Below are 25,469 nucleotides of genomic sequence, written 5' to 3'. Positions count from 1 at the left end.
CTGGAAGTCGACGGCAAGTCGGCGGATACCTCGGTGACCGACACCCCAGACACCACCACCCTCAGCCTGAGCGCGACCGACTCGGTGGCTGAAGGCGGTTCGATCGTTTACACCGCGACCCTGACCAACGCCGCCGGCACACCGGTCACCGTGACCCTGAGCAACGGTGCCGTGATCACCATCGACGCCGGTAAAACCACCGGCACCGTGACCGTCCCGGCTCCATCCGATGACGTTTACAAGGATGCGGGCACGATCCAGGCCACCATCTCCACCGCCACCGGTGGCAATTTCGAAAACCTAGTGCCGAGCACTGCCCCGGCAGTCACCACCGTCACCGACACCATCGACACCAGCACTGTTTCGCTGAGTGCGACCGCGAACGTGGCCGAAGGTGGGACCGTGGTTTACACCGCGTCCGTGTCAGCGCCAGTCACCGGCTCGCCAGTGGTTGTGACCCTGTCCAATGGCCAGACCATCACCATTCCGGTCGGTGCCAGCAGCGGTTCTGTCAACTTCGTTGCGCCAAACGATGCCCTCGCTGGCGGCGGTTCTTTGAGCGTGAAGATCGACGACGCCAAGGGCGGCAACTACGAGAAGCTGGAAGTCGACGGCAAGTCGGCGGATACCTCGGTGACCGACACCCCAGACACCACCACCCTCAGCCTGAGCGCGACCGACTCGGTGGCTGAAGGCGGTTCGATCGTTTACACCGCGACCCTGACCAACGCCGCCGGCACACCGGTCACCGTGACCCTGAGCAACGGTGCCGTGATCACCATCGACGCCGGTAAAACCACCGGCACCGTGACCGTCGATGCGCCGAAGGACGACGTCTACAAAGACGCCGGCACTGTTGAAGCAACCATCAAAGACGCAACCGGCGGCAACTTCGAGAACCTGGTGCCAAGCACCACCCCGGCAGTCACCACCGTCACCGATACCATCGACACCAGCACCGTTTCGCTGACTGCGACCGCGAACGTCGCCGAAGGCGGCACCGTGGTGTACACCGCGTCCGTCACTGCTCCGGTGACTGGTTCGCCAGTGGTTGTGACCCTGTCCAACGGCCAGACCATTACCATTCCGGTCGGCGCCAGCAGCGGCTCTGTCAACTTCGTTGCGCCCAACGATGCGTTGGCGGGTGGCGGTTCCCTGAGCGTGAAGATCGACGACGCCAAGGGCGGCAACTACGAGAAGCTGGAAGTCGACGGCAAGTCGGCGGATACCTCGGTGACCGACACCTCAGACACCACCAACCTCAGCCTGAGCGCGACCGACTCGGTAGCCGAAGGCGGTTCGATCGTTTACACCGCGACCCTGACCAACGCCGCCGGCACGCCAGTGACCGTGACCCTGAGCAACGGCGCCGTGATCACCATCGAAGCGGGTAAAACCACCGGCTCCGTGACCGTCGATGCGCCGAAGGACGACGTCTATAAAGACGCCGGCACCGTTGAAGCAACCATCAAGGACGCAACCGGTGGCAACTTTGAAAACCTGGTTCCGAGCACTGCCCCGGCAGTCACCACCGTCACCGACACCATCGACACCAGCACCGTTTCGCTGACTGCGACCGCGAACGTCGCCGAAGGCGGCACCGTGGTGTACACCGCGTCCGTCTCCGCCCCGGTGACTGGTTCGCCAGTGGTTGTGACCCTGTCCAACGGGCAGACCATTACCATTCCGGTCGGTGCCAGCAGCGGTTCTGTCAACTTCGTTGCGCCCAACGATGCCCTCGCTGGCGGCGGTTCTTTGAGCGTCAAGATAGACGACGCCAAGGGCGGCAACTACGAGAAACTGGAAGTCGACGGCAAGTCGGCGGATACCTCGGTGACCGACACACCGGACACCACCACCCTCAGCCTGTCGGCAACCGACTCGGTCGCCGAAGGCGGTTCCATCGTTTACACCGCGACCCTGACCAACGCCGCCGGCACGCCAGTGACCGTGACGTTGAGCAATGGCGCCGTGATCACCATCGAAGCGGGTAAAACCACCGGCTCCGTAACCGTCCCGGCTCCATCCGATGACGTTTACAAAGATGCCGGTACGGTCCAGGCCACCATCTCTACCGCCACCGGTGGCAACTTCGAGAACCTGGTGCCGAGCACTGCCCCGGCAGTCACTACCGTCAACGACACCATCGACACCAGCACCGTTTCGCTGACTGCGACCGCGAACGTGGCCGAAGGCGGCACCGTGGTGTACACGGCCTCCGTGTCGGCGCCGGTCACTGGCTCGCCAGTGGTTGTGACCCTGTCCAATGGCCAGACCATCACCATTCCGGTCGGTGCCAGCAGCGGTTCTGTCAACTTCGTTGCGCCCAACGATGCCCTCGCTGGCGGCGGTTCTTTGAGCGTCAAGATAGACGACGCCAAGGGCGGCAACTACGAGAAGCTGGAAGTCGACGGCAAGTCGGCGGATACCTCGGTGACCGACACCCCAGACACCACCACCCTCAGCCTGAGCGCAACCGACTCGGTGGCTGAAGGTGGTTCCATTGTTTACACCGCAACCCTGACCAACGCCGCCGGCACACCGGTCACCGTGACCCTGAGCAACGGTGCCGTCATCACCATCGCCGCCGGTGCCACTAGCGGCAGCGTGACCGTCGATGCACCAAAGGACGACGTCTACAAGGACGCTGGCCAAGTCGAAGTGACCATCAAGGATGCCGCAGGCGGCAACTTTGAAAACCTGGCCACCAGCCCAGCGGCAGCGGTCACTACCGTCAACGACACCATCGACACCAGCACCGTTTCCCTGACTGCGACCACGAACGTCGCCGAAGGCGGCACCGTGGTGTACACAGCGTCCGTATCGGCACCGGTCACCGGTTCGCCGGTGGTCGTGACCCTGTCCAATGGCCAGACCATCACCATCCCGGTTGGCTCGAGCAGCGCCAGCGTGAACTTCACCGCACCGAACGATGCCTTGGCTGGCGGCGGTTCTTTGAGCGTGAAGATCGACGACGCCAAGGGCGGCAACTACGAGAAACTGGAAGTCGACGGCAAGTCGGCGGACACCTCGGTGACCGACACACCGGACACCACCAACCTGTCGCTCACTGCGACCGGCGCTGTAGATGAAGGCGGTCAGATCACCTATACGGCGACCCTGACCAATGCCGCCGGCACTCCGGTCACCGTGACCCTGAGCAACGGCGCCGTCATCACCATCGAAGCAGGCAAAACCACCGGTTCCGTAACCGTCGATGCGCCGAAGGACGACGTCTATAAAGACGCCGGCACCGTTGAAGCAACCATCAAGGACGCAACCGGCGGCAACTTTGAAAACCTGGTTCCGAGCACTGCACCGGCAGTCACCACCGTCAACGACACCATCGACACCACGACCGTGACCCTGAATGCCACCGCTTCGGCAGCCGAAGGCGGCACCGTCACTTACACCGCAACCGTCGGTGCGCCAGTGACTGGTAGCCCGGTCACCGTGTCCCTGGCTAACGGCCAGACGATCACCATCGATATCGGCAAAACCACCGGTACCGTGACCACCGCCGCGCCGAACGACGCATTGACCGGCCATGCTCCGCTGACCAACTCGATCACCAACGTCAGCGGCGGCAATTACGAAAATCTGGTGGCGGACAAAACGCCGGTCAGCACCACCGTGACCGACACCGTCGACACCACCAACCTCAGCCTGAGCGCATCCAACTCGGTAGCCGAAGGTGGCCAGATCACTTACACCGCGACCCTGACCAACGCCGCCGGCACTCCGGTCACCGTGACCCTGAGCAACGGCGCCGTGATCACCATCGATACCGGTAAAACCACCGGCACCGTGACCGTCCCGGCTCCATCCGATGACGTTTACAAAGATGCCGGTACGGTCCAGGCCACCATTTCCACCGCCACCGGTGGCAGTTTCGAAAACCTGGTGCCGAGCACTGCCCCGGCAGTGACCACCGTCACCGACACGATCGACACCAGCACCGTTTCGCTGACTGCGACCACGAACGTCGCCGAAGGCGGCACCGTGGTGTACACAGCGTCCGTATCGGCACCGGTCACCGGTTCGCCAGTGGTCGTGACCCTGTCCAATGGCCAGACAATCACCATTCCGGTCGGCGCGAGCAGCGGTTCTGTCAACTTCGTTGCACCCAACGATGCCTTGGCCGGCGGCAACTCCCTGAGCGTCAAGATCGACGATGCCAAGGGCGGCAACTACGAGAAGCTGGAAGTCGACGGCAAGTCGGCGGACACCTCGGTGACCGACACCCCAGACACCACCACCCTCAGCCTGAGCGCAACCGACTCGGTGGCTGAAGGTGGTTCCATTGTTTACACCGCAACCTTGACCAACGCCGCCGGCACGCCAGTGACCGTGACGTTGAGCAATGGCGCCGTGATCACCATCGAAGCAGGCAAAACCACCGGTTCCGTAACCGTCGATGCGCCGAAGGACGACGTCTACAAGGACGCTGGCCAAGTCGAAGTGACCATCAAGGATGCCGCAGGCGGCAACTTTGAAAACCTGGCAACCAGCCCAGCGGCAGCGGTCACCACCGTCACCGATACCATTGACACCAGCACTGTTTCGCTGACTGCGACCGCGAACGTGGCCGAAGGTGGGACCGTGGTGTACACCGCGTCCGTGTCAGCGCCAGTCACCGGCTCGCCAGTGGTTGTGACCCTGTCCAATGGCCAGACCATCACCATTCCGGTCGGTGCCAGCAGCGGTTCTGTCAACTTCGTTGCGCCAAACGATGCCCTCGCTGGCGGCGGTTCTTTGAGCGTGAAGATCGACGACGCCAAGGGCGGCAACTACGAGAAGCTGGAAGTCGACGGCAAGTCGGCGGATACCTCGGTGACCGACACGCCGGACACCACGACTCTCAGCCTGAGCGCGACCGACTCGGTGGCCGAAGGTGGTTCCATTGTTTACACCGCAACCTTGACCAACGCCGCCGGCACGCCAGTGACCGTGACCCTGAGCAATGGCGCCGTGATCACCATCGAAGCAGGCAAAACCACCGGTTCCGTAACCGTCGATGCGCCGAAGGACGACGTCTACAAGGACGCTGGCCAAGTCGAAGTGACCATCAAGGATGCCGCAGGCGGCAACTTTGAAAACCTGGCAACCAGCCCAGCGGCAGCGGTCACCACCGTCACCGATACCATTGACACCAGCACTGTTTCGCTGACTGCGACCGCGAACGTGGCCGAAGGTGGGACCGTGGTGTACACCGCGTCCGTGTCAGCGCCAGTCACCGGCTCGCCAGTGGTTGTGACCCTGTCCAACGGCCAGACCATTACCATTCCGGTCGGCGCCAGCAGCGGCTCTGTCAATTTTGTTGCACCCAACGATGCGTTGGCGGGTGGCGGCTCCTTGAGCGTCAAGATCGACGATGCCAAGGGCGGCAACTACGAGAAGCTGGAAGTCGACGGCAAGTCGGCGGATACCTCGGTGACCGACACACCGGACACCACGACCCTCAGCCTGAGCGCATCCAACTCGGTGGCTGAAGGCGGTTCCATCGTTTACACCGCGACCCTGACCAATGCCGCTGGCACACCCGTGACCGTGACCCTGAGCAACGGCGCCGTCATCACCATCGACGCCGGTAAAACCACCGGCACCGTCACCGTCCCGGCTCCATCCGATGACGTTTACAAAGATGCCGGTACGGTCCAGGCCACCATTTCCACCGCCACCGGCGGCAATTTCGAGAACCTGGTTCCGAGCACTGCCCCGGCAATCACCACCGTCACCGACACCATCGACACCAGCACCGTTTCGCTGACTGCGACCACGAACGTCGCCGAAGGCGGCACCGTGGTGTACACAGCGTCCGTATCGGCACCGGTCACCGGTTCGCCAGTGGTCGTGACCCTGTCCAATGGCCAGACCATCACCATCCCGGTCGGCTCGAGCAGCGCCAGCGTGAACTTCACCGCGCCGAACGATGCCTTGGCCGGCGGCAACTCCCTGAGCGTCAAGATCGACGATGCCAAGGGCGGCAACTACGAGAAGCTGGAAGTCGACGGCAAGTCGGCGGATACCTCGGTGACCGACACACCGGACACCACAACCCTCAGCCTGAGCGCATCCAACTCGGTGGCTGAAGGCGGTTCCATCGTTTACACCGCGACCCTGACCAACGCCCCCGGCACACCGGTCACCGTGACCCTGAGCAACGGCGCCGTGATCACCATCGATGCCGGTAAAACCACCGGCTCCGTGACCGTCCCGGCCCCGTCCGATGACGTTTACAAGGATGCGGGCACGGTCCAGGCCACCATCTCCACCGCCACCGGCGGCAACTTCGAAAACCTGGTAACCAGCAATACGCCTGCGGTCACTACCGTCAACGACACCATCGACACCAGCACTGTTTCGCTGAGTGCGACCGCGAACGTCGCCGAGGGTGGCACCGTGGTGTACACCGCGTCCGTCACTGCTCCAGTGACTGGTTCGCCAGTGGTTGTGACCCTGTCCAACGGCCAGACCATCACCATTCCAGTCGGCGCCAGCAGCGGCTCTGTTAATTTTGTTGCACCCAACGACGCGTTAGCCGGCGGCAACTCCCTGAGCGTCAAGATCGACGATGCCAAGGGCGGCAACTACGAGAAGCTGGAAGTCGACGGCAAGTCGGCGGATACCTCGGTGACCGACACACCGGACACCACGACCCTCAGCCTGAGCGCATCCAACTCGGTGGCTGAAGGCGGTTCCATCGTTTACACCGCGACCCTGACCAATGCCGCTGGCACACCCGTGACCGTGACCCTGAGCAACGGCGCCGTCATCACCATCGACGCCGGTAAAACCACCGGCACCGTAACCGTCCCGGCTCCATCCGATGACGTTTACAAAGATGCCGGTACGGTCCAGGCCACCATTTCCACCGCCACCGGTGGCAATTTCGAGAACCTGGTGCCGAGCACTGCCCCGGCGGTCACCACCGTTACCGACACCATCGACACCAGTACCGTTTCGCTGAGTGCGACTGCGAACGTCGCCGAAGGTGGGACCGTGGTGTACACAGCGTCCGTATCGGCACCGGTCACCGGTTCGCCAGTGGTCGTGACCCTGTCCAATGGCCAGACCATCACCATTCCGGTCGGCGCCAGCAGCGGCTCTGTCAATTTTGTTGCACCCAACGATGCGTTGGCGGGTGGCGGCTCCTTGAGCGTCAAGATCGACGACGCCAAGGGCGGCAACTACGAGAAGCTGGAAGTCGACGGCAAGTCGGCGGATACCTCGGTGACCGACACCCCGGACACCACCAATCTCAGCCTGAGCGCATCCAACTCGGTCGCCGAAGGCGGTCAGATCACTTACACCGCGACCCTGACCAACGCCGCCGGCACTCCGGTCACCGTGACCCTGAGCAATGGCGCCGTGATCACCATCGACGCCGGTAAAACCACCGGCACCGTGACCGTCCCGGCTCCATCCGATGACGTTTACAAGGATGCGGGTACGGTCCAGGCGACCATCTCCACCGCCACCGGTGGCAATTTCGAGAACCTGGTGCCGAGCACTGCCCCGGCAGTGACCACCGTCACCGACACGATCGACACCACGACCGTGACCCTGAATGCCACCGCTTCGGCAGCCGAAGGCGGCACCGTCACTTACACCGCAACCGTCGGTGCACCAGTGACTGGCAGCCCGGTCACCGTGTCCCTGGCCAACGGCCAGACGATCACCATCGACGTCGGCAAAACCACCGGTACCGTGACCACCGCCGCGCCGAACGACGCGTTGACCGGCCACGCTCCGCTGACCAACTCGATCACCAACGTCAGCGGTGGCAACTACGAAAACCTGGTGGCGGACAAAACGCCGGTCAGCACCACCGTGACCGACACCGTCGACACCACCAACCTCAGCCTGAGCGCATCCAACTCGGTAGCCGAAGGTGGCCAGATCACTTACACCGCGACCCTGACCAACGCCGCCGGCACACCGGTCACCGTGACCCTGAGCAACGGCGCCGTCATCACCATCGACGCCGGTAAAACCACCGGCACCGTGACCGTCCCGGCTCCATCCGATGACGTTTACAAAGACTCCGGCACCGTCCAGGCCACCATCTCCACCGCCACCGGTGGCAATTTCGAGAACCTGGTGCCGAGCACTGCCCCGGCGGTCACCACCGTTACCGACACGATCGACACCAGCACCGTTTCGCTGACTGCGACTGCGAACGTCGCCGAAGGCGGCACCGTCACTTACACCGCAACCGTCGGTGCACCAGTGACTGGCAGCCCGGTCACCGTGTCCCTGGCTAACGGCCAGACGATCACCATCGATGTCGGCAAAACCACCGGTACCGTGACCACCGCCGCGCCGAACGACGCATTGACCGGCCACGCTCCGCTGACCAACTCGATCACCAACGTCAGCGGCGGTAACTACGAGAACCTGGTGGCGGACAAAACGCCGGTCAGCACCACCGTGACCGACACCGTCGACACCACTAACCTCAGCCTGAGCGCATCCAACTCGGTAGCCGAAGGTGGCCAGATCACTTACACCGCGACTCTGACCAACGCCGCCGGCACACCGGTCACCGTGACCCTGAGCAACGGCGCCGTAATCACCATCGACGCCGGCAAAACCACCGGCACCGTGACCGTCCCGGCTCCATCCGATGACGTTTACAAAGACGCAGGCACGGTCCAGGCGACCATCTCCACCGCCACCGGTGGCAATTTCGAAAACCTGGTGCCGAGCACTGCCCCGGCGGTCACCACCGTCACCGATACCATCGACAAAACCGAAGTCAGCATCAGCGGCAGTACCTCGGTGACCGAAGGCCAGACCGCCAGTTACACCGTCAGCCTGACCCACCCGGCGCAGACCGAAGTGACCCTGAAAATCGTCTACAGCGGTACCGCCGCCGACGGTTCAGACTTCACCGGCGTGTACACCGTGAAGATCCCGGCCGGTGCCAGCAGCGCGAGCTTCAACGTCGCGACGCTGGACGACAAGCTCACCGAGGGTACCGAGAACTTCGTGGTCAAGATCGACTCGGCCACCGGCGGCAACTTCGAAAACCTCGCGGTCAGCAGCACCAACGGCAGCGTCAGCACCTCGATCATCGACAACGATGCCGCGCCGGTTCTCGACCTGGACGCCAACAACTCCAGCGGCGCCACCGGGGCCAACTACAACGTGACCTTCACCGAAGGCACCACCGGCCAGGGCGTCTCGATCGGCGACACCGACCTGAGCATCACCGACCCGGACAGCACGATGCTGACCGGCGCCACTATCGTGCTGACCAACCGTCAGCCGGGCGATGCGCTGAACCTCGGCAACAGTGTCAATGGCATCAGCATCAACGCCAACAGCCAGGACGGTACGGTCACCCTGACCCTGTCGGGCAACGCGACGCTGGCCGACTACATGCAGCAGATCAAAAACATCAGCTTCACCAACAGCAGTGAGGATCCAAGCACCGTGCCGCGGATCATCACCGTGACGGTGACCGATGGCAGCAATTACTCCAACACCGCAACCACCACGGTCAACGTGGTGGCCGTGAATGACGCACCGACCGCCGCGCCAGTTAACGTCACCGGCACCGAAGACACACCGTTGATCCTCGGCTGGTCGACCTTCGGCGTCAGCGATGTCGACAGCCCGACCGCCAACCTGGGGGTGAAAATCACTCAGCTGCCGGGCGACGGCAAATTGCAGTACCTGGACGGTACGACCTGGAAAGACGTAACGACCAACCAGACCATCAGCAAGGCCGACATCGACGCCGGCAAGTTGCGCTTCACTCCGGATGCCAACGAATCGGGTGTTGATGGCTACAACGGCAGCGGCGTGGGCAATAACCAGGCGGACTACGCGCAGATCAAGTTCCAGCCCACCGACGGTCAACTGTTGGGCAACACCGGCACGGTGAAAATCGACATCACACCGGTTGCTGACGCGCCATCCCTGAGCGTCGCGGACAACAGCGTCAAGTCCACCGGCCTGACCAAGGAAGTCTGGACCGGTCTGTCGGGCCTGGGCACCGATGGCAGCGGCGCGCCGTCCGGCACGCTGAAATCAGTCATCGACGCCGCAGGCACCCCGAACTCCACCGGCACCGTGACCAACGTTCAGTCCGACGGCGGTGTCACCGCCGGCACGGCCTCGAAAACCTCCGGCCTGATCTACCTCGAAGCCGGCAAGACGTACACCTTCAGCGGTACCGGCGATGACAGCCTGTTGGTGACCATCGGCGGCCAGAACGTGGCCGCGACGACTTGGGGTGCAGGCGGCAAGCTGAATGGTTCGTTCACCCCGACCACCAGCGGTTACTACACCCTGGACATCTACCACCACAACCAGAGTGGCCCCGGCAGCTATGACGTCAACCTGTCGGTCAACGGCGGTACAGCGGTCGACCTGAGCAGCGCCGGCGTGCCGCTGTACACCGGCGTGGCGGATCTGGCCGCCTCTGGCGTGACGGTTTCCGACCTGCACGGCACCAATGGCGAAGGCTACTACAACGGCTACAAACTCAACGAAGGCGCCGAAGGCACCAGCGTTCACCTGTCCGCGATCAAGACCGCACTGACCGACACCGACGGCTCTGAAAGCCTGAGCGTGAAGATCAGCGGCATGCCGGCGGGCTCCGTGCTCAGCGATGGCGCGGGTCACACCTTCACCACCACCAACGGCGAAGCCAACGTTACCGGCTGGAATCTCGGCAGCCTGACCGTCACCCCGCCGCCGTACTACAACGGCCAGTTCACCCTGACCGTGACCTCGACATCCACCGAAGCACTCGGCGGTTCGGCACTGAGCACCGCGCAGATTCCGGTCACGGTATACCCGGCGGTCTACAACGCCGTGACCGCCACGGCGGCCGACGACACGATCACCGGCACCGACGGCAACGACATCATGATCGCCGACATCGGCGGGCTGACCGTGGTGCCAGGCACCAATTACAACATCGCGTTCATGGTCGACAGCTCGGGCAGCATGAGCAGCACGTCGATCAATGCCGCCAAGGATTCGTTGACGGCGGTGTTCAACACCCTCAAGCAAAGCCTGGGCGGCAACTCCGGGACCGTGAATATCTTCCTGGTGGACTTCGACACCCAAGTCAACAAATCAGTGTCGGTGAACCTGAACGACCCGAACGCGCTGACCTTGCTCAAATCCGTTCTGGATTCGATGTCGTCGGGCGGCGGCACCAACTACGAGGACGTGTTCAAAACCACGGCCAATTGGTTCCAGAGTGCTGACGCCATTGCCAACACCGGTGCGAAGAACCTCACGTACTTCATCACCGATGGCAAGCCGACCTACTACCAGAGCGGCGAACAGACCAACCCGACCTTGTACGGCAACGTGAAGCTCGATGATGTCATCACCACCACCAACTACAAGTTGGGGCAGACCTATTCCAACTATCTGGACAGCACTCACTACCTGAGCATCGACAGCGCCGGCAACGTCACGCTGCAGACTCTGAAAAACTCTGGCCGCTGGAGCAGTTCCGAACTGGGCACCCTGCATGCCGAGGGTAACGGCACCTACGAGCTGTCCTATCGCGACGGCACCGGTAGCAACACCGATTCCACTACCATCGACAATTCCGGCAGCAGCTTCACGTTGCTGAACAACGTGTCGACGGTGGAGGCCATCGGCCTGAACAAGGACGTCACCCTCACCGACCTCAAGCCGTACGATTCGGATCAAACGCCACAAACCAACATCGACCCCAAGGACCTGGCCAACTCGATCATCGGCCATACCGAAGCGACAATGCCGGGTGCCGACACGGTCAGCGGCGGTGACGGCAACGACCTCCTGTTCGGCGATCTGGTGAGCTTCAATGGCATTGCCGGCGAGGGTTATCAGGCGATGCAGGCGTTCGTCGCCCAGCAAACCGGCGTCGACGTCAGCAAAGTCACCACCAGCAACGTGCACCAGTACATCACCGAGCACTACACCGCGTTCGACGTGTCTGGCGCTCACGATGGTAACGACACGCTACTGGGTGGCGCGGGCAACGACATTCTCTTCGGCCAGGGCGGCAACGACCTCCTCGACGGCGGCAAGGGCAATGACATCCTGCTCGGCGGCACCGGCAATGACTCGCTGATCGGCGGCCAAGGCAACGACATCCTGATTGGCGGCTCAGGTGCCGACACCTTCATCTGGAAGGCTGGCGACACCGGCAGCGACGTGATCAAGGACTTCAAGGCCAGCGAAGGCGACCGCATCGACCTGCGTGATTTGTTGCAGGGTGAAAGCGGCAGCACGATTGACCACTTCCTGAAGATCACCACCGTGGACGGCGTGTCGTCCCTGCAAGTCAGCTCCGCCGGCAAGTTCAACGGCGCCGATGCCGCAGCGACCACCCCGGACGTGACGATCAAACTGGAAGGTAACAATTGGTCCAGCGCCAGCATCAACTCGCTGATTGCCGGTAGTGACCCGACCATCAAGATCGATCACAACAACAGCTGATACGCAGGCTGACGGCCGCCCCAACCGGGCGGCCGTCATGTATGCCCACACCTCACGGGTGACGATTTCGTCGTCGCACCGCATACTCGCCTGCGTTGGCCTATGCTGCTGACAGCACGACGCTGGTCCATTTCCGAGGGATGCTTAATGTTTTACGTGCAACGCGATGCGCAAGGTCAGTTAGTGCGCGTGGAAGCCACGGCCTACGCCGAGGCCACGGAAACGCTGCCGGCCGACCACCATGAAATCCAGGCCTGGTATGCCCACGAAGTGGTGGAGACCAGCCTCAAACAGCTCAAGCAGAGCGACCTGGAGATGATTCGGGTACTCGACGACTTGATTCAGGTGCTGACCCAAAAAGGCGTGATCCGCGTCACCGACCTGCCGCCGGCTGCGCAAGCCAAGCTCATGGACCGGACCCAGGCACGTGAGGCGTTGGGCGGGTTGAGCCAGTTGATCGATGATGATGAGACGGGGTTGATTTAACCCCTGACGCCGATCATTCCCACGCTCTGCGTGGGAATGATGAGCGGGCTACTGCCAAGGCTTCGGCTCACCAAACAACTGCCCCTGAACCCCGTACAACCCCATCTCGCGAATCACCGACAACTCCCCTTCGGTCTCGACCCGCTCGGCAATCAACGGCAAATCGATGCTGTGCGCCGCTCGCTGAATCGCCTCGATGAACAGGCGCTTGTCGCTCTCCTGATCAATCGCGCGGATGTAACTGCCGTCGATCTTCAGATACGCCAGCCCCAGCCGCGCCAGGTTGCCGATCATGCTGAAGCGCCCACCAAAACGCTGCAGACTCAGCGAGAACCCAAGCTCACGCAAACGCCGCGTCAGCTGCTCCAGTACCGCCTGCTCGGGCAGTTGCTCTTCGCCGATTTCCAGGGTCAGTCGTTCGCCAAGATTCGAATGCTGACGCAGGATATCGAACACTGCGTTCAGCGCCTGCGGGTCCGCCAGTGTCGCCGAAGACAGGTTCAGCGCCAGCGACTCCTCATGGTCGACCATCTGCTCGAGCACCAACTCCAGCATCAAACGGTCCAGTCGCGCGGTCCAGCCGAAACGCTCAAGCCATGGCAAGAAACGCCCGGCGGGAATGGTCTGGTCCTGCTCGTCGAGCAGGCGCGACAGCACTTTGTAATGCAGCACCAACTCTGTGTCGTGGCTGGCCACCACCGGCTGGAAATACAGCTCGAAACGCTGCTGGTTCAGCGCCTGATCCAGCAGGGTGTGCCAGGCGTGGTGATCGTCGCCAACCCGCGCCGGCGCGCCCTGATCGAGGCATGCCCAGCTCGGTTCACCCTGGCTTTCTGCCTGGGCCAGCGCCTGATCCGCCAACCCGATCACCGCTTGCGGCGAGTCGCCATGGGCAAACGGCGCCAACCCGATTGAAGCCACCGAAGCCACGTCCGTGGCGCCCGTCGCATGCAGGCTCCCCAAGGCACTTTCGAGATTACTCGCCAGTTGCAGCGCTTCTTCACGCACCAGCCCCGGTGCCAGCACGGCGAATTCCCCGCCACGAATACGCGTCACGAGGTTCTGGGTTTCCGGGTACTTGGCACACTCGCGGGACAACTGCTCGCCGACCGCTTTCAACAATTCATCGGTACGCTGACCGCCCAGCCGCTGGTTCAAACCGGCCAGATCCTTCACCCGCAACAGCAGCAAATAACCGGAGCTGGCCTGCTCCGAGTTGTTCAAACGCGCGTTCAATTGCATTTCGAAATAGCGCCGGTTGGCCAGGCCGGTCAGGTTGTCCTGATAGGACTCGGCCCGCAGCTTTTCACTGCGTTCGGCCTGCTCCTGGAACAGCGCCTTGAGCTTCTCGACCATCTGGTTCATGGCCTGCACCACCCGGCGCAGTTCCGGGGTGCGCGGAAGTTCTGGCAGGCTTAAGAATTCCCGGCGAGCAATGGCATGGGATTGCTTGACCATGTAGTCCAGCGGCTTCAGTTGCCGACGTAGCAACAACGCGCCCAGCACCGCACTCACCGCGCCGCAGAGCAGCAACCAGCCGAGGCTGCCCAACGCGCTCTGCCACAGCTTGGCCAACGCGAACATCGGATGGCTGACCACCTCGACCCGCGCGGCCTGCTCCCAGCCACGGCTGACAATCGCATCGCCACCGGCCGGTTCCAGGCCGATCAGTTTGACGAACCAGTCGGGCACGTTGGTGACCGCGGGGATGCCGCTGCGCTCGACAATCGTCTTGTCGTTGGTCAGATCGACCACGCGGATACTCGCGTAGTAACCGCTGTCGAAGATCGAGCTGACCAGCAACTCGACCATCGCCGGGTCGTCGATGTTCGGCGTCAGGGACAGCGCCAATGCCGTCGCGGCGTCCTGGGCGTGAGAACGCAACTGGTTGACGTACTGGGTGCGAGAGCTTTCCAGACTGACCATGAAGCTGCCGGTGAAGGCGACCACCAGGAACAGACAAATAGCGATCAACAGCTGTTTGAACAAAGACATCTGAGCGCGTGCTCCTAGTTAATCGTCTCGACCGGGAAACCTTCGGCCTGCATTTTCTTCAACACGTCCTGCCAGCGAGACAGGCGTTTGGTGTCTCCGACCTTCTTGTTGCCCTTGGCACCCGGCAGCCACAACCCTTCGGCATTGAAAGAGTAGACCGGCAGCAAATCGGTTCGCTGATTGGCGGGCTTGATTGCATCGATCAGGCTGTCGAGCACCAAAGGCATGGCCTCGGGGCTCGCGTAGTAGGTCAGCACCATGTGCGCGCGGTTCAGGCGCAAAGCCTTGACGTAGGTAATGCGCAGCTTGTCACTGGAGACGCCAAGATGACGCAGACTGAAATACTTGGCGATAGCGTAGTCTTCGCAATCGCCGGCGCCCTTCCACAAGGCTTCGATGGGGGTTTCCCAATAATCGACCTCGTGCCACAGGTCGATGTCTTCTTCGTAGCGCATCTGCCTGTTGAAGAACAGGTTGACCACGTTGAGTTGCTCCAGCTCGCCGACTTGTTTTTGCGTGGCCAGCAACTGCTGCCAGGCATCGATGCGCTGCCGCCCTTCACCCAAAGGCCCGTACAATGCCTGCGCACGACGGCTGATCAGCGAAAAATCCCAGTCGGCATGCAGCCCGCCCAGCATGACGCCGGCCAGCAGCAGTGCGCAGCCTAGCCAGCGCAAAGTCCGAGGGATCGCGAAACGTACCGCCAATGCGTGGCATCCAGATCAGGCAGATGGAAATCTGGCTTGATGGTGAAGGTTAGTCTGCTAAAAGACAATGGCACGGTGAGATCACCGCCAACACGCTAAACTTTGCATTACGGGTGCAATAAAAAGATCGCAGCCTTCGGCAACTCCTGTGCCGAAGTCTGCAGGAGCTGCCGAAGACTGCGCCTTTTGACCGTTTGACAACCCGTCAGGCAGTCACTAGTGTCCATTTGGATCCAAATACTTCAGCCAATCAGGGTGCGTTTGTCGTGACACAGAAGCCCAACCCTCTCAGCAGCATCAAGGTCAACGGGCCGATTCCCGCTCATCTGGCACGCTCGGTGATCGAAGAAACCCTGCGCGCGGCCATTCTCGACGGTCGCATTCCTTGCGGCACCGCCCTGCGTCAGCAAGACCTCGCTGACCTGTTCGGCGTTAGCCGCATGCCGGTGCGCGAAGCCTTGCGCCAGCTTGAAGCGCAAGCGCTGCTCAACGTGATCGCCCATAAAGGCGCGGTGGTCGCACCGTTGGTTCAGGGCGATGCGGCAGAGACGTATGAGTTGCGGATCCTGCTGGAGTCCGAAGCCTTGCGTCGGTCGATCCCCCTGCTTGAAGACGCCGATTTCAAACAGGCTGCACACTACATCGACGAGTTGGAAACGGAACACGACTACACCGAGATCGGCCGGCTCAATCGCCTGTTCCACATGGCGCTTTACAACAAAGCCCCCAACCAGCGGCTGCTGAAGCTGGTCGAAGACGGGTTGAACGAAGAGGAACGCTTCCTGCGATTCAACCTGGAAGCCATGGGCCTGGGCAAACTGTCCCAGGAGGATCACCGAGCGCTGTTGCGGGCCGCCGAGGACCGGGATATCGAGCACTCGGTGATGTTGCTCGAAAACCACCTCAACCGGGGTGTCGAAGTCATTACGCACTACCTCGCAAGCCCTGAGGCGCAGCGCAGGAAAACCTCGAAGTAAACCGCGGTGACAACCCCGAGCGAGCCATTGAACGGCTCGCCGCGATTTCTGGTTGATCCGCCCCTGGACTGCTCGACGAACAAATCTGCTTACAAATCCCCCTTTCGCCCACACCGCGCCGGTGTGCAGCGACTTCATGCCCACTCCCAAAGCCCTGTCACCCACGAGCCCGATAATTGCACCTATCAGATCATGCAGGGGTGATAGCGAGCGCCGTGAATTACGCTCACTCTTGAGCTGCCAACGAATAATGACGGGCGACGCACCGCACCCCGGAGCAGTCACCCGCACCACAAGAACCAACGGAAGGAGTCTTGTCACGGGAAAGGAAGAACCGGCGTCGCTCCCAGCCAACTTCCACCCCCTCAGATCACATCAATGACCCAAGTAGAAAGTTGCTTCGAGTGAGGCATTCACTCTTTATTTGAATTTTGGCTTATATACGCCGAAAGGAGCAACTACGCCCAAATAAAACTTTATATAAAAGTCTTATTGGAACTTGTCGCACTCGAAAAAGTTAAACTTTCAATTAATTAAAAAAACACTTGCCCGACACTTTATTCATGCATTAGTTTTTCTCCGCCGCCCACAAACACCGGGGCCAAGCACTACTCAGCGATTGCATAACCCTAATAAGCATCAATTCAATTGAGGCACCCGCTCGCCAATAGAAAACTTCAAGCAACCGTTACTTATTGATCAACACCCCCTCAACGGTATTCCAGATCACTTATAGGCTCGCTCATGAAACCGACTAAAGATCGTCTTAATCAGAAGAAAGCAGAACTTAGTGCGCACCCGATTTTTTCTGAAATACATTCGTTATCGGTGCTTCAACGCTTCATGGAAACCCACGTGTTTGCAGTGTGGGATTTCATGTCGCTGACCAAACGCCTGCAACAGGAACTGACCTGCGTTCAGCTGCCCTGGCTGCCGCCACGAGATCCGCAGGCCGCGCGTCTGATCAACGAGATCGTGCTCGGTGAAGAGTCCGATGATCGTCCCGCCCAAGGTCACTACAGCCATTTCGAGTTGTACCTGGATGCGATGCGCGAAGTCGGTGCAAGCACGGTCGCCGTCGAACGCTTCGTGGCGTTGCAAAAAGAAGGCGTGAGCTACGACGTGGCCTTGCAAAGCGTGGACGTCGACCCGGCGGCCGCACAGTTCGTACGCCACACCTTGCACACCGCGTTGCATGCGCCGGGGCATAGTGTGGCGGCGGCGTTTCTGCACGGCCGCGAGAGTGTCATCCCGCAGATGTTCCAGCGGATTCTCGACGACTGGGGCATTGGCATCGAACAAGCGCCGACCTTCCGTTACTACCTGGAACGGCACATCGAAGTCGACTCCGAAGACCACGGCCCGGCGGCGGAAAAACTCCTCGCACGCCTGGTCAATGGCGATCCGCAGCGCGAAGAAGACGTATACGCCAGCGCCATCGCCGCCGTGGAAAGTCGCATCGCGCTGTGGGACGGCTTGCGCCTGAGCATGAGCGAACCGGTTGCCGAGGTGAACGCATGAACGCCGCCGACTACCAATCCTTCGCCGACGCCTGGGAAAGCCGCGCAACCATTCGCACCCGCCCCCGGCGTGTGCTGGAGAACGACGACAAGCTGATCTATCCGCTGAGCCGCCAGCCGCTGGTGCTGAGCGAAACCTTCCTGCGCGAATGCCCGGAACAACGGGATTTCGCCCTGGTACAGACGCTCTACAAGTTCATCAATGACGTGGTGATTTTCGAAACCGAGATCGTCGACAAGACCGCCCGCAGCATCGCTAAAAACCGCTTCAGCGTGGCGTTCCCGTTCGCCTGTCGCTACGACGCCATGACCGTGGTGGTGGACGAGGATTACCACGCCCTGGTGGCCATGGACTTCATGCAGCAGACCGTCGCCATGACCGGCATCACCCCCATCGAACTGCCGGATGAAATCGAACTGAGCCGTGCCATCCCGGCGGCCGTGGCCCTCGCACCGGAGCACCTGCGCAGTGCCGTGGAACTGATCTGCGTGGCCATCGCCGAGAACACCGTGACCGGCGATGTGGCGGCGTTCGCCAAGGACGACACGGTCAAGCAATCGATCAAAGGCCTGATGGCCGACCACTTGCTGGACGAGGGCCGTCATTCCGGGTTCTGGTCGCGGTTGGTGCGCATCTACTGGCACACCGCAAGCGAAGACGATCGCCAGTGCATCGCGCACATCCTGCCGGTGTTCATCGGCCATTACCTGACCAACGACATCCAGAAGTCCTTCGACTTCCGCCTGATCGACGCCTTGCAGATCAGCGACGCAGCACGTCAGGCCCTCAAGAGCGAAATGTCGGGGCTGGCCTTCCCGATCAATCGCCATCACCCGCTGGTCGCCAACATCGTGCGGTTTTTCCGCAGCAGTTCGCTGCTCGATTCACCGTGCGTGCAAAGCGCCCTGAGCGACTACCTGGTTTAACGAGGAGAACATCATGAGACGTCTCGATATTTTGCTCATCGGGCAAAGCCAGGCCCTGACCGAACTGGCGCTGGAGCTCGAACAACACGGTCATTCACTGGCGCGACTTGCGAATGTGGAAGAACCACCGCCAGGCCTATTTGATTTGCTGATCGACGATGCGAGCCTGCCATTTCGGGACTTCGGCAATGCGCCGCACCTGATGCTGCAAGTGGGTGTCGGGGTGTCGGGAACTAGCGGGCTGCCACCGCTGGACCTGCTGTGCACGTACAACTCGACGCCGTTGAGTCGCGTGCCGGTCGCCGAAGAGTTGTCCGGCAACGGCCAGGCATTGCGCCTGCGAGCGGTGGCCGAGCTGGTCGATCATGTGGCGCTGCTGGTCAGCCGCTTCTCCCGGGATGCCGACTATTTCCTGCAGGCCGAGCCGACGATTTCCGCGCACTTCGAACAGGTGGAAAACCTGCTGTTTTTAGAGCACCTGGCCTTCGTCCACCGTCTCAACAACACGGCAGAACCACGACTTCTGCAACTTGGGCAGATCCCGATGATCGAGCGGCTTGAACAGCGCTTTATTCAGTCTGCCGAGCGTGCGGCGCTGAACATCGCCGGCACGTCGCTGACCTATCGAGAACTGCACGCCCACAGCCGCGCCATCCAACAGCGATTGCAACCGTTGCTCGATCAGCATCAAGGGCCTCTGGTGGTCGGAGTTTGCCTGCCAAAATGCAGTGCGTTGTATGCGGGGATTCTGGCGATCCTCGGCAGCGGTGCGGTGTACCTGCCGCTGGAGCCGAGCCACCCGCTGCAACGTCAGCAGTACATTCTGGAAAACGCTGGAGCGTTGTTGTTGCTGCATGACGGAGAGCATCCACTCAGCGAGACGATGCCGGGGCTGGACATCAGCCGTATCGACAGCGGTGATGTGAACCTCGATCAACCCTTGATGCGCCAACGCCCCGATCTCGACGCGCCATGCATGGCGCTCTACACCTCGGGCACCACAGGTCACCCCAAAGGCGTGCTGCTCAGCCAGGCCAACCTCGCGCACTTCACCGCGTGGTACGCCGACTACGTGCAGCTGACCGAACAGAGCCGGGCGTTGCAGTTTTCATCGTTGAGTTTCGACTCGTCATTGATCGATATCTTCCCGACCCTGCTGCAGGGTGCAGAGCTGATCGTGCCCAACGAGGACCAACGTCGCGACCCGCTGCAACTGGTCGAGCTGATCCGCCACCAACAACTCAGCCATGCCTTTTTGCCGCCAGCCTTGCTGAGCATCCTGCCGCTGGATCAGTTGCAGGTCCTCGATCATGTGATGACCGGCGGCGATGTCTGCGAACCCTACGTAGTCCAGCAACTGACCCGCCAAGGCAATCTCTACAACCTCTATGGCCCGACCGAAGCCACGGTGCTGATCACCGCGCGGCAACTGCGTACCGGCGACAGCAACCGGACCCTCGGTGCACCGATTGCCAACAGTCAGGTGCTGATCCTCGATGAGGATTTGCAACCGGTGACCGAGCAAACCGTCGGTGAGTTGTACATCGTCGGCCCGGGGGTGTGCCTGGGTTACCTGAACAATCCGCAGCAGACTGCCGAACGCTATCTGAACCTGCACCTGCCGAACGGCCAGAGCCTGCGCGCCTACCGCTCCGGCGACATGGCCAAGTGGACCGCCGACGGTATCGAGCTGTGCGGACGGCGAGACAATCAGGTGAAGATTCGCGGCTTTCGGGTCGAGCCGGAAGAGATCGAACGCTGCCTGCGCGACAGCCAGCTATACCGTCAGGTGGCGGTGGTCATCGATTGTCATCGACGGATTCTGGCCTTTCTCGCGCAACCCCAGGAAGCGCAACCCGGTGCCGCTCGCGAAGCCTTGAAAGCCCATGCCATGCAATTTTTGCCGGACTACATGCAGCCGATCGCCTGGACCGAACTGGCAAGCATGCCGTTCGCCAGCAACGGCAAGGTCGACCGCAAAGCACTGCTGGAATTGCCCGTCAACGTGACCGAAAACAGCCCACGGTGTTTGCCCGCCAGCGCCGATGAAGCGCTGTTGTTGGAAATCTGGGCTGAGCTGCTGGAGCTACCCGCCAGCGACATTTCCACCGACGAAAGCTTCTTCAACCTCGGTGGGCACTCGATCCTGCTGTCGCGCATGCTCCTGCGTTTGCGTGAGGAGTTCGGCCGCAGTATCTCGATTAACCGCTTCATCGAACTACCGACGATTGCGAAGCTGGCGACGTTGGTGCGCGGCTCCGGGACCGAGGAAGTGTTGAGTGAAAAAGCCCTGGCCGATGCCTTCCGTGAACTGGACATCGAGCCGCTGCCGATCAGCCGAATGGGCGATGTGCACAAGGTGATCGTCACCGGCGCCAACAGCTTTGTCGGTGTGCATATCGTCGAAGCGCTGCTGGCCTGGGGCGCCAGCGAAGTGGCGTGCCTGGTGCGCGATGGCGGTGGGCAATCGGCGGCGCAACGCTTTGCGGATGCGTTGCGGGAAAACCGCCTGGAGCATCTGGACCTGAGCCGGGTGCAGGTTTACGCGGCAGACATCACTCGCCCGCAACTGGGGCTCAGCGAAGCGGTTTACGAACGGCTGGATCGAGAGTTCGGCGCACTGGTGCACAACGCCGCCAACGTCAATCACGTCCTCGATTACGAGTCGTTGGCGCAGGATAACGTCGAACCGATTTTCGAGTGTCTGCGCCTGTGTGAAGGACGCAGCAAGAAGATCTTCAACTTCGTCTCGACGCTCTCGGCGTCCAGCACGATTTCCGACGATGGCCGGGTGCTGGAGTTGCCCGCCGCGCAGACACCGCCGATCTACATCAAGAACGGCTACAACCTGTCCAAATGGGTCGGCGAGCGGATCCTCGAAAGGGCGCGGGAGCGTGGGGTTCGGGTCAATCTTTATCGCCCCGGCAATATCAGTTTCAACAGCCTCACGGGCGTCTGCCAGCCCCACAAGAATCGCCTGATGCTGATGCTCAAGGGCTCGATCCAGCTCGGTCAGGTACCGGAGTTCGCACTGAATTTCGACTTGATGCCGGTGGATTTTCTCGCCCGTTTCATCGCCTTCCATGCCAGCCGTTACCAGGCCGAAAAAGCGGTGTTCAACCTGCACAACCCCGAACCCCTGAGCTGGGACACCTACGTGGCTTCCTTTCGCGAAGCCGGTCGGGAGTTCTCGATGGTCAGCGTCGCCGACTGGCAGCAGCAATTGGGCCGGGTCGACAGTGATAACGCGCTGTTTGGCGTGCTGGGTTTCTACCTCAACGGCTTCGAGGAAGACATCGGCGACATCTCGATGATTGGCCACGACAACGCCCAGGCCGGTGTACGCCAGATGGGCGCGCACTACCCGGAAAAATCCCCGGCGCTGCTGCGACGCGGCTGCGACTACCTCAAAGAAATCAACTTCATCTGATTCACCCTAACCCCGCACGGAGCAAAAACCATGAATACTCTGCAACCCGATACCCTGATCAAAAACCCTCAAGGCTGCCACGTTGTGTCTTCGGTGGAAGTACCGGCCGACGCGGCGCAAGTCTGGGCAGTGGTCGGCAATTTTGCCGGCTTCGACCGATTCATTCCGGCGCTGTCGCACATCGAGATGACCGGCGAAGGTGTGTCGTCGCTGCGCAAGAAGTTCTTTAAGGACGGCAACCTGGTGGTCGAGCAGCTCAACTCCCGCAACGACCAGGCGCTGAACATGACCTGGACCACGATCTACAACACCTTGGGCGTGGCCAATTTGTGGGCAGCGATGAGTGTGGAATCCCTGGGTACAGACAAGTCGCGGGCGATCTGGACGATCATCGCCGAACCGGCCCAGGGCGGCGCCGAGGCCCTGCCGGGGTTCAAGCAGTTCGTTCAGGGGTTTGCCGATGATGCGATGGGGAATGTGGTGAAGCTGTTTGTGTAGCGCTTCAGTTCAGCGGTGACTGATCTACCGCTATCGCAGGCAAGCCTCGCTTCTACAGGTTAGCTCTTGTAGGAACGAGGCTTTCACGCGAAGAACGATAACGCGATCCTACTGACCTCAATCAGATCTTGAAGCTATCAACCAGTTGCTTCAAACGATTGGCCTGCTGGGACAGCGCATCACAATCCTTCAATGTTTCATTGAGGTTGGCCACGCTCTGCTGGTTCAGCAGGTTGATCTGGTTGACGTCGACGTTGAGGGTTTCGACCACGGCCGTCTGCTCTTCGGTCGCCGCAGCCACCGATTGGTTCATGCCGTCGATTTCGCCGATGCGCTGGGTCACGCTGACCAGTCGCAGGCCGGCCTGGTTCGCCACTTCGACGCTCTGCTCGCTGGACACCTGACTGGCGTTCATCGTAGTCACCGCCTCGCGAGAACCGATCTGCAGCGAGCTGATCATCTTGTGGATCTCTTCCGCCGACTCCTGGGTGCGATGAGCCAGGTTGCGCACCTCATCCGCCACTACCGCAAAACCACGACCGGCCTCACCGGCACGGGCCGCTTCGATGGCCGCGTTGAGCGCCAACAAATTGGTCTGCTGGGAGATGCCTTTGATCACATCCAGAATGTGGCCGATGTTGTCGGTGCTCGCGTTCAGGGTTTCGATCTGCGTGCAGGACAGGCTGATTTTCTGCGACAGCTCGGTCATGGCCTGGATGGTTTGTTCCACCACCTGACGGCCGTCATCGGCCTGCTCGCTCGCGCCGCTGGCGTGTTGCGAAGCATCAGCGGCATTGCGGGCGATTTCCTGGGTGGCGGCGCCCAATTGGTTGATCGCCGCGGCCACGCTGTTGGTGCGGGCGCTTTGTTCGTCGGAGCCGATGATAGAAGCGTTGGACGATGCCATCACCCGTTGCGACAGATCATGAACCTGGCGGGTCGCCGAGGACACTTCGCAAATCGATGCGTGAATCCGCTCCACGAACTGGTTGAAGGAACCACCCAACTCGCCGAACTCGTCTTTGCTTTCTACGACCAGACGACGGGTCAGGTCGCCCTCGCCCTGAGCGATGTCCTGCATCGCACGGCCCATCGTGGTCAGCGGACGCATCAGCACGTTGATCAGCAAGCTCAGCAGCACGGCAATGGCCGTCACAGCGATGAACATCGCGATCAGCGCCGAGGTGCGGAACTGGCTCAGTGGTGCATAGGCCTTGGCCTTGTCGATCGATAGACCAACGTACCACTCGGCATTCGGCAAACCGCTCACCGGTGTGAACGAGAGGATGCGGTCCTGCTTGTTCAGTACGACTTCCTGGATGCCTTTCTCGATGCGAACACTGGAACCCGGATAGATGTCTTTCAGGTTCTTCATCACTTGGTCTTTGTCCGGACTGACGATCACCTGACCGTCGGCACTGACCAGGAATGCGTGACCGATACCACCGAAGTCCACCGAGTTGATGATTTTCACCAGGGTTTCCAGGCTCAGGTCACCGCCGACCACGCCCAGCAGTTCGCTGTTCTTTTTCACCGGTATGGCAACGGTCACCACCAGCCCGCCGACCGCCGCCATATAAGGCGGGGTCAGCATGGTCTTGTCGGCGACCACGGCTTGTTTGTACCAGGGGCGCTGACGCGGATCGTAGCCGTCTGGCATCTTCGCGTCGGGGCGCTGGGTGAACATGCCATTGGCCTGCCCGACGTAGGTGAACTGGAAGTTCGAGGTGAGGGCCGGTTGATCGACCAGCCCTGGCAAGTCAGCATTGGCACCCTGATGGGCGACGTTCTGCGCGAGGTTTTCCAGGACCAGCACGCGGCCGCTCATCCAGTTCTGCACGCTGCTGGCAGTCAGGTCGCCTGCTTGCTCAACGGAGGACTCGATGTTTTGCCGAATGGTGTTTCGTTGCAGATAGTCGTTGTACAAAGTGAACAACGCAAACGCCAACACCACGACGCCTGAAGCGGCCAGCAGGATTTTATGGCTGAACTTGAGATTCATTTCATGGGACTTCTTATGCCAAAAGTGGGGATGCGTTCCGGGTTGCAACATTCCATGTAACAGCGCAGACGGCATTCTGAAGCCGCTCTACTTTGGTGCACGCATGTCTCACCAGTCTTTCGGCACGAGCGGGAGAAAACTTAAGGATTTGTACAAAACTCGTCAGATAACCGCCGAACGGCGTGCTAGAAGGGACGGATTATTGGGCTTACCGCACGTCATGATCGCGGTGTTGGGTGTTTTGGCTGTGGTGTATCGATGAGGGGGGTCTATATCTGATGCTACTGGCTCGAAGGAGTAGCGAGACACGCAGACCTGGATTTGACCCGCTTCAGACTTAGACTTCTATAAGCCCAGAAAGACAAAACCCCTGTCTGCATAAGCAGACAGGGGTTTCGGAATTTAATCTTGACGATGACCTACTCTCACATGGGGAAACCCCACACTACCATCGGCGATGCATCG

Annotated in this window: 10 protein-coding genes; 7 read left to right on the top strand and 3 right to left on the bottom strand. The window is 61.0% G+C overall.

Annotated elements, in window-relative coordinates:
• Together AC07V0_RS29640 and AC07V0_RS29635 are read left to right on the top strand one after the other, a co-directional pair.
• Positions 1–12,462: immunoglobulin-like domain-containing protein (locus AC07V0_RS29640; RefSeq protein WP_495020198.1), on the top strand; the 12,462-nt coding region annotated here is incomplete at its 5' end.
• 147 nt (positions 12,463–12,609) lie between these two features.
• The gene (locus AC07V0_RS29635) at positions 12,610–12,948 is read left to right on the top strand and encodes a hypothetical protein (RefSeq protein WP_019582912.1); all 339 of its coding nucleotides are present in this window, start codon (positions 12,610–12,612) and stop codon (positions 12,946–12,948) included.
• Between the two features lie 48 nt (positions 12,949–12,996).
• Here AC07V0_RS29635 and lapD read toward each other — a convergent pair whose 3' ends face one another.
• Both lapD and lapG read right to left on the bottom strand, forming a co-directional pair.
• Positions 12,997–14,943 (bottom strand): cyclic di-GMP receptor LapD, encoded by a 1,947-nt coding sequence (gene lapD / locus AC07V0_RS29630; RefSeq protein ID WP_111455438.1) that lies wholly within the window; start codon positions 14,941–14,943, stop codon positions 12,997–12,999.
• 14 nt (positions 14,944–14,957) lie between these two features.
• Positions 14,958–15,650, bottom strand: a complete 693-nt coding sequence (gene lapG, locus AC07V0_RS29625; protein WP_495020197.1) for a cysteine protease LapG — start codon at positions 15,648–15,650, stop codon at positions 14,958–14,960.
• A 266-nt stretch (positions 15,651–15,916) separates the two neighbouring features.
• Here lapG and AC07V0_RS29620 point away from each other — a divergent pair, with 266 nt between their 5' ends.
• From AC07V0_RS29620 to AC07V0_RS29600, 5 genes are all read left to right on the top strand, one after another.
• Positions 15,917–16,627, top strand: a complete 711-nt coding sequence (locus AC07V0_RS29620) for a GntR family transcriptional regulator (RefSeq protein ID WP_018930303.1) — start codon at positions 15,917–15,919, stop codon at positions 16,625–16,627.
• 744 nt (positions 16,628–17,371) lie between these two features.
• Positions 17,372–18,148, top strand: a complete 777-nt coding sequence (locus tag AC07V0_RS29615; RefSeq protein ID WP_019582916.1) for a DUF3050 domain-containing protein — start codon at positions 17,372–17,374, stop codon at positions 18,146–18,148.
• Positions 18,145–19,074 carry a diiron oxygenase gene (locus AC07V0_RS29610; RefSeq protein ID WP_018930305.1) on the top strand — a complete coding sequence of 310 codons (930 nt, stop codon included), beginning with the start codon at positions 18,145–18,147 and terminating at the stop codon, positions 19,072–19,074. The genes AC07V0_RS29615 and AC07V0_RS29610 overlap by 4 nt, the downstream gene beginning before the upstream one ends.
• A gap of 13 nt (positions 19,075–19,087) precedes the next feature.
• The gene (locus AC07V0_RS29605) at positions 19,088–22,504 is read left to right on the top strand and encodes an amino acid adenylation domain-containing protein (RefSeq protein WP_495020196.1); all 3,417 of its coding nucleotides are present in this window, start codon (positions 19,088–19,090) and stop codon (positions 22,502–22,504) included.
• 30 nt (positions 22,505–22,534) lie between these two features.
• Positions 22,535–23,002: an SRPBCC family protein gene (locus AC07V0_RS29600; protein ID WP_495020195.1), complete on the top strand. Its 468-nt coding sequence runs from the start codon at positions 22,535–22,537 to the stop codon at positions 23,000–23,002.
• Between the two features lie 121 nt (positions 23,003–23,123).
• Here AC07V0_RS29600 and AC07V0_RS29595 read toward each other — a convergent pair whose 3' ends face one another.
• Positions 23,124–25,004, bottom strand: a complete 1,881-nt coding sequence (locus tag AC07V0_RS29595) for a methyl-accepting chemotaxis protein (protein ID WP_018930308.1) — start codon at positions 25,002–25,004, stop codon at positions 23,124–23,126.
• Between the last annotated feature and the right edge of the window lie 465 nt (positions 25,005–25,469).

It is taken from the genome of Pseudomonas sp. GW821-FHT01E10 (assembly GCF_059422365.1).
Note: the sequence above shows the minus strand (reverse complement) of the source record. Positions and strands in the feature narration are given on the sequence as shown.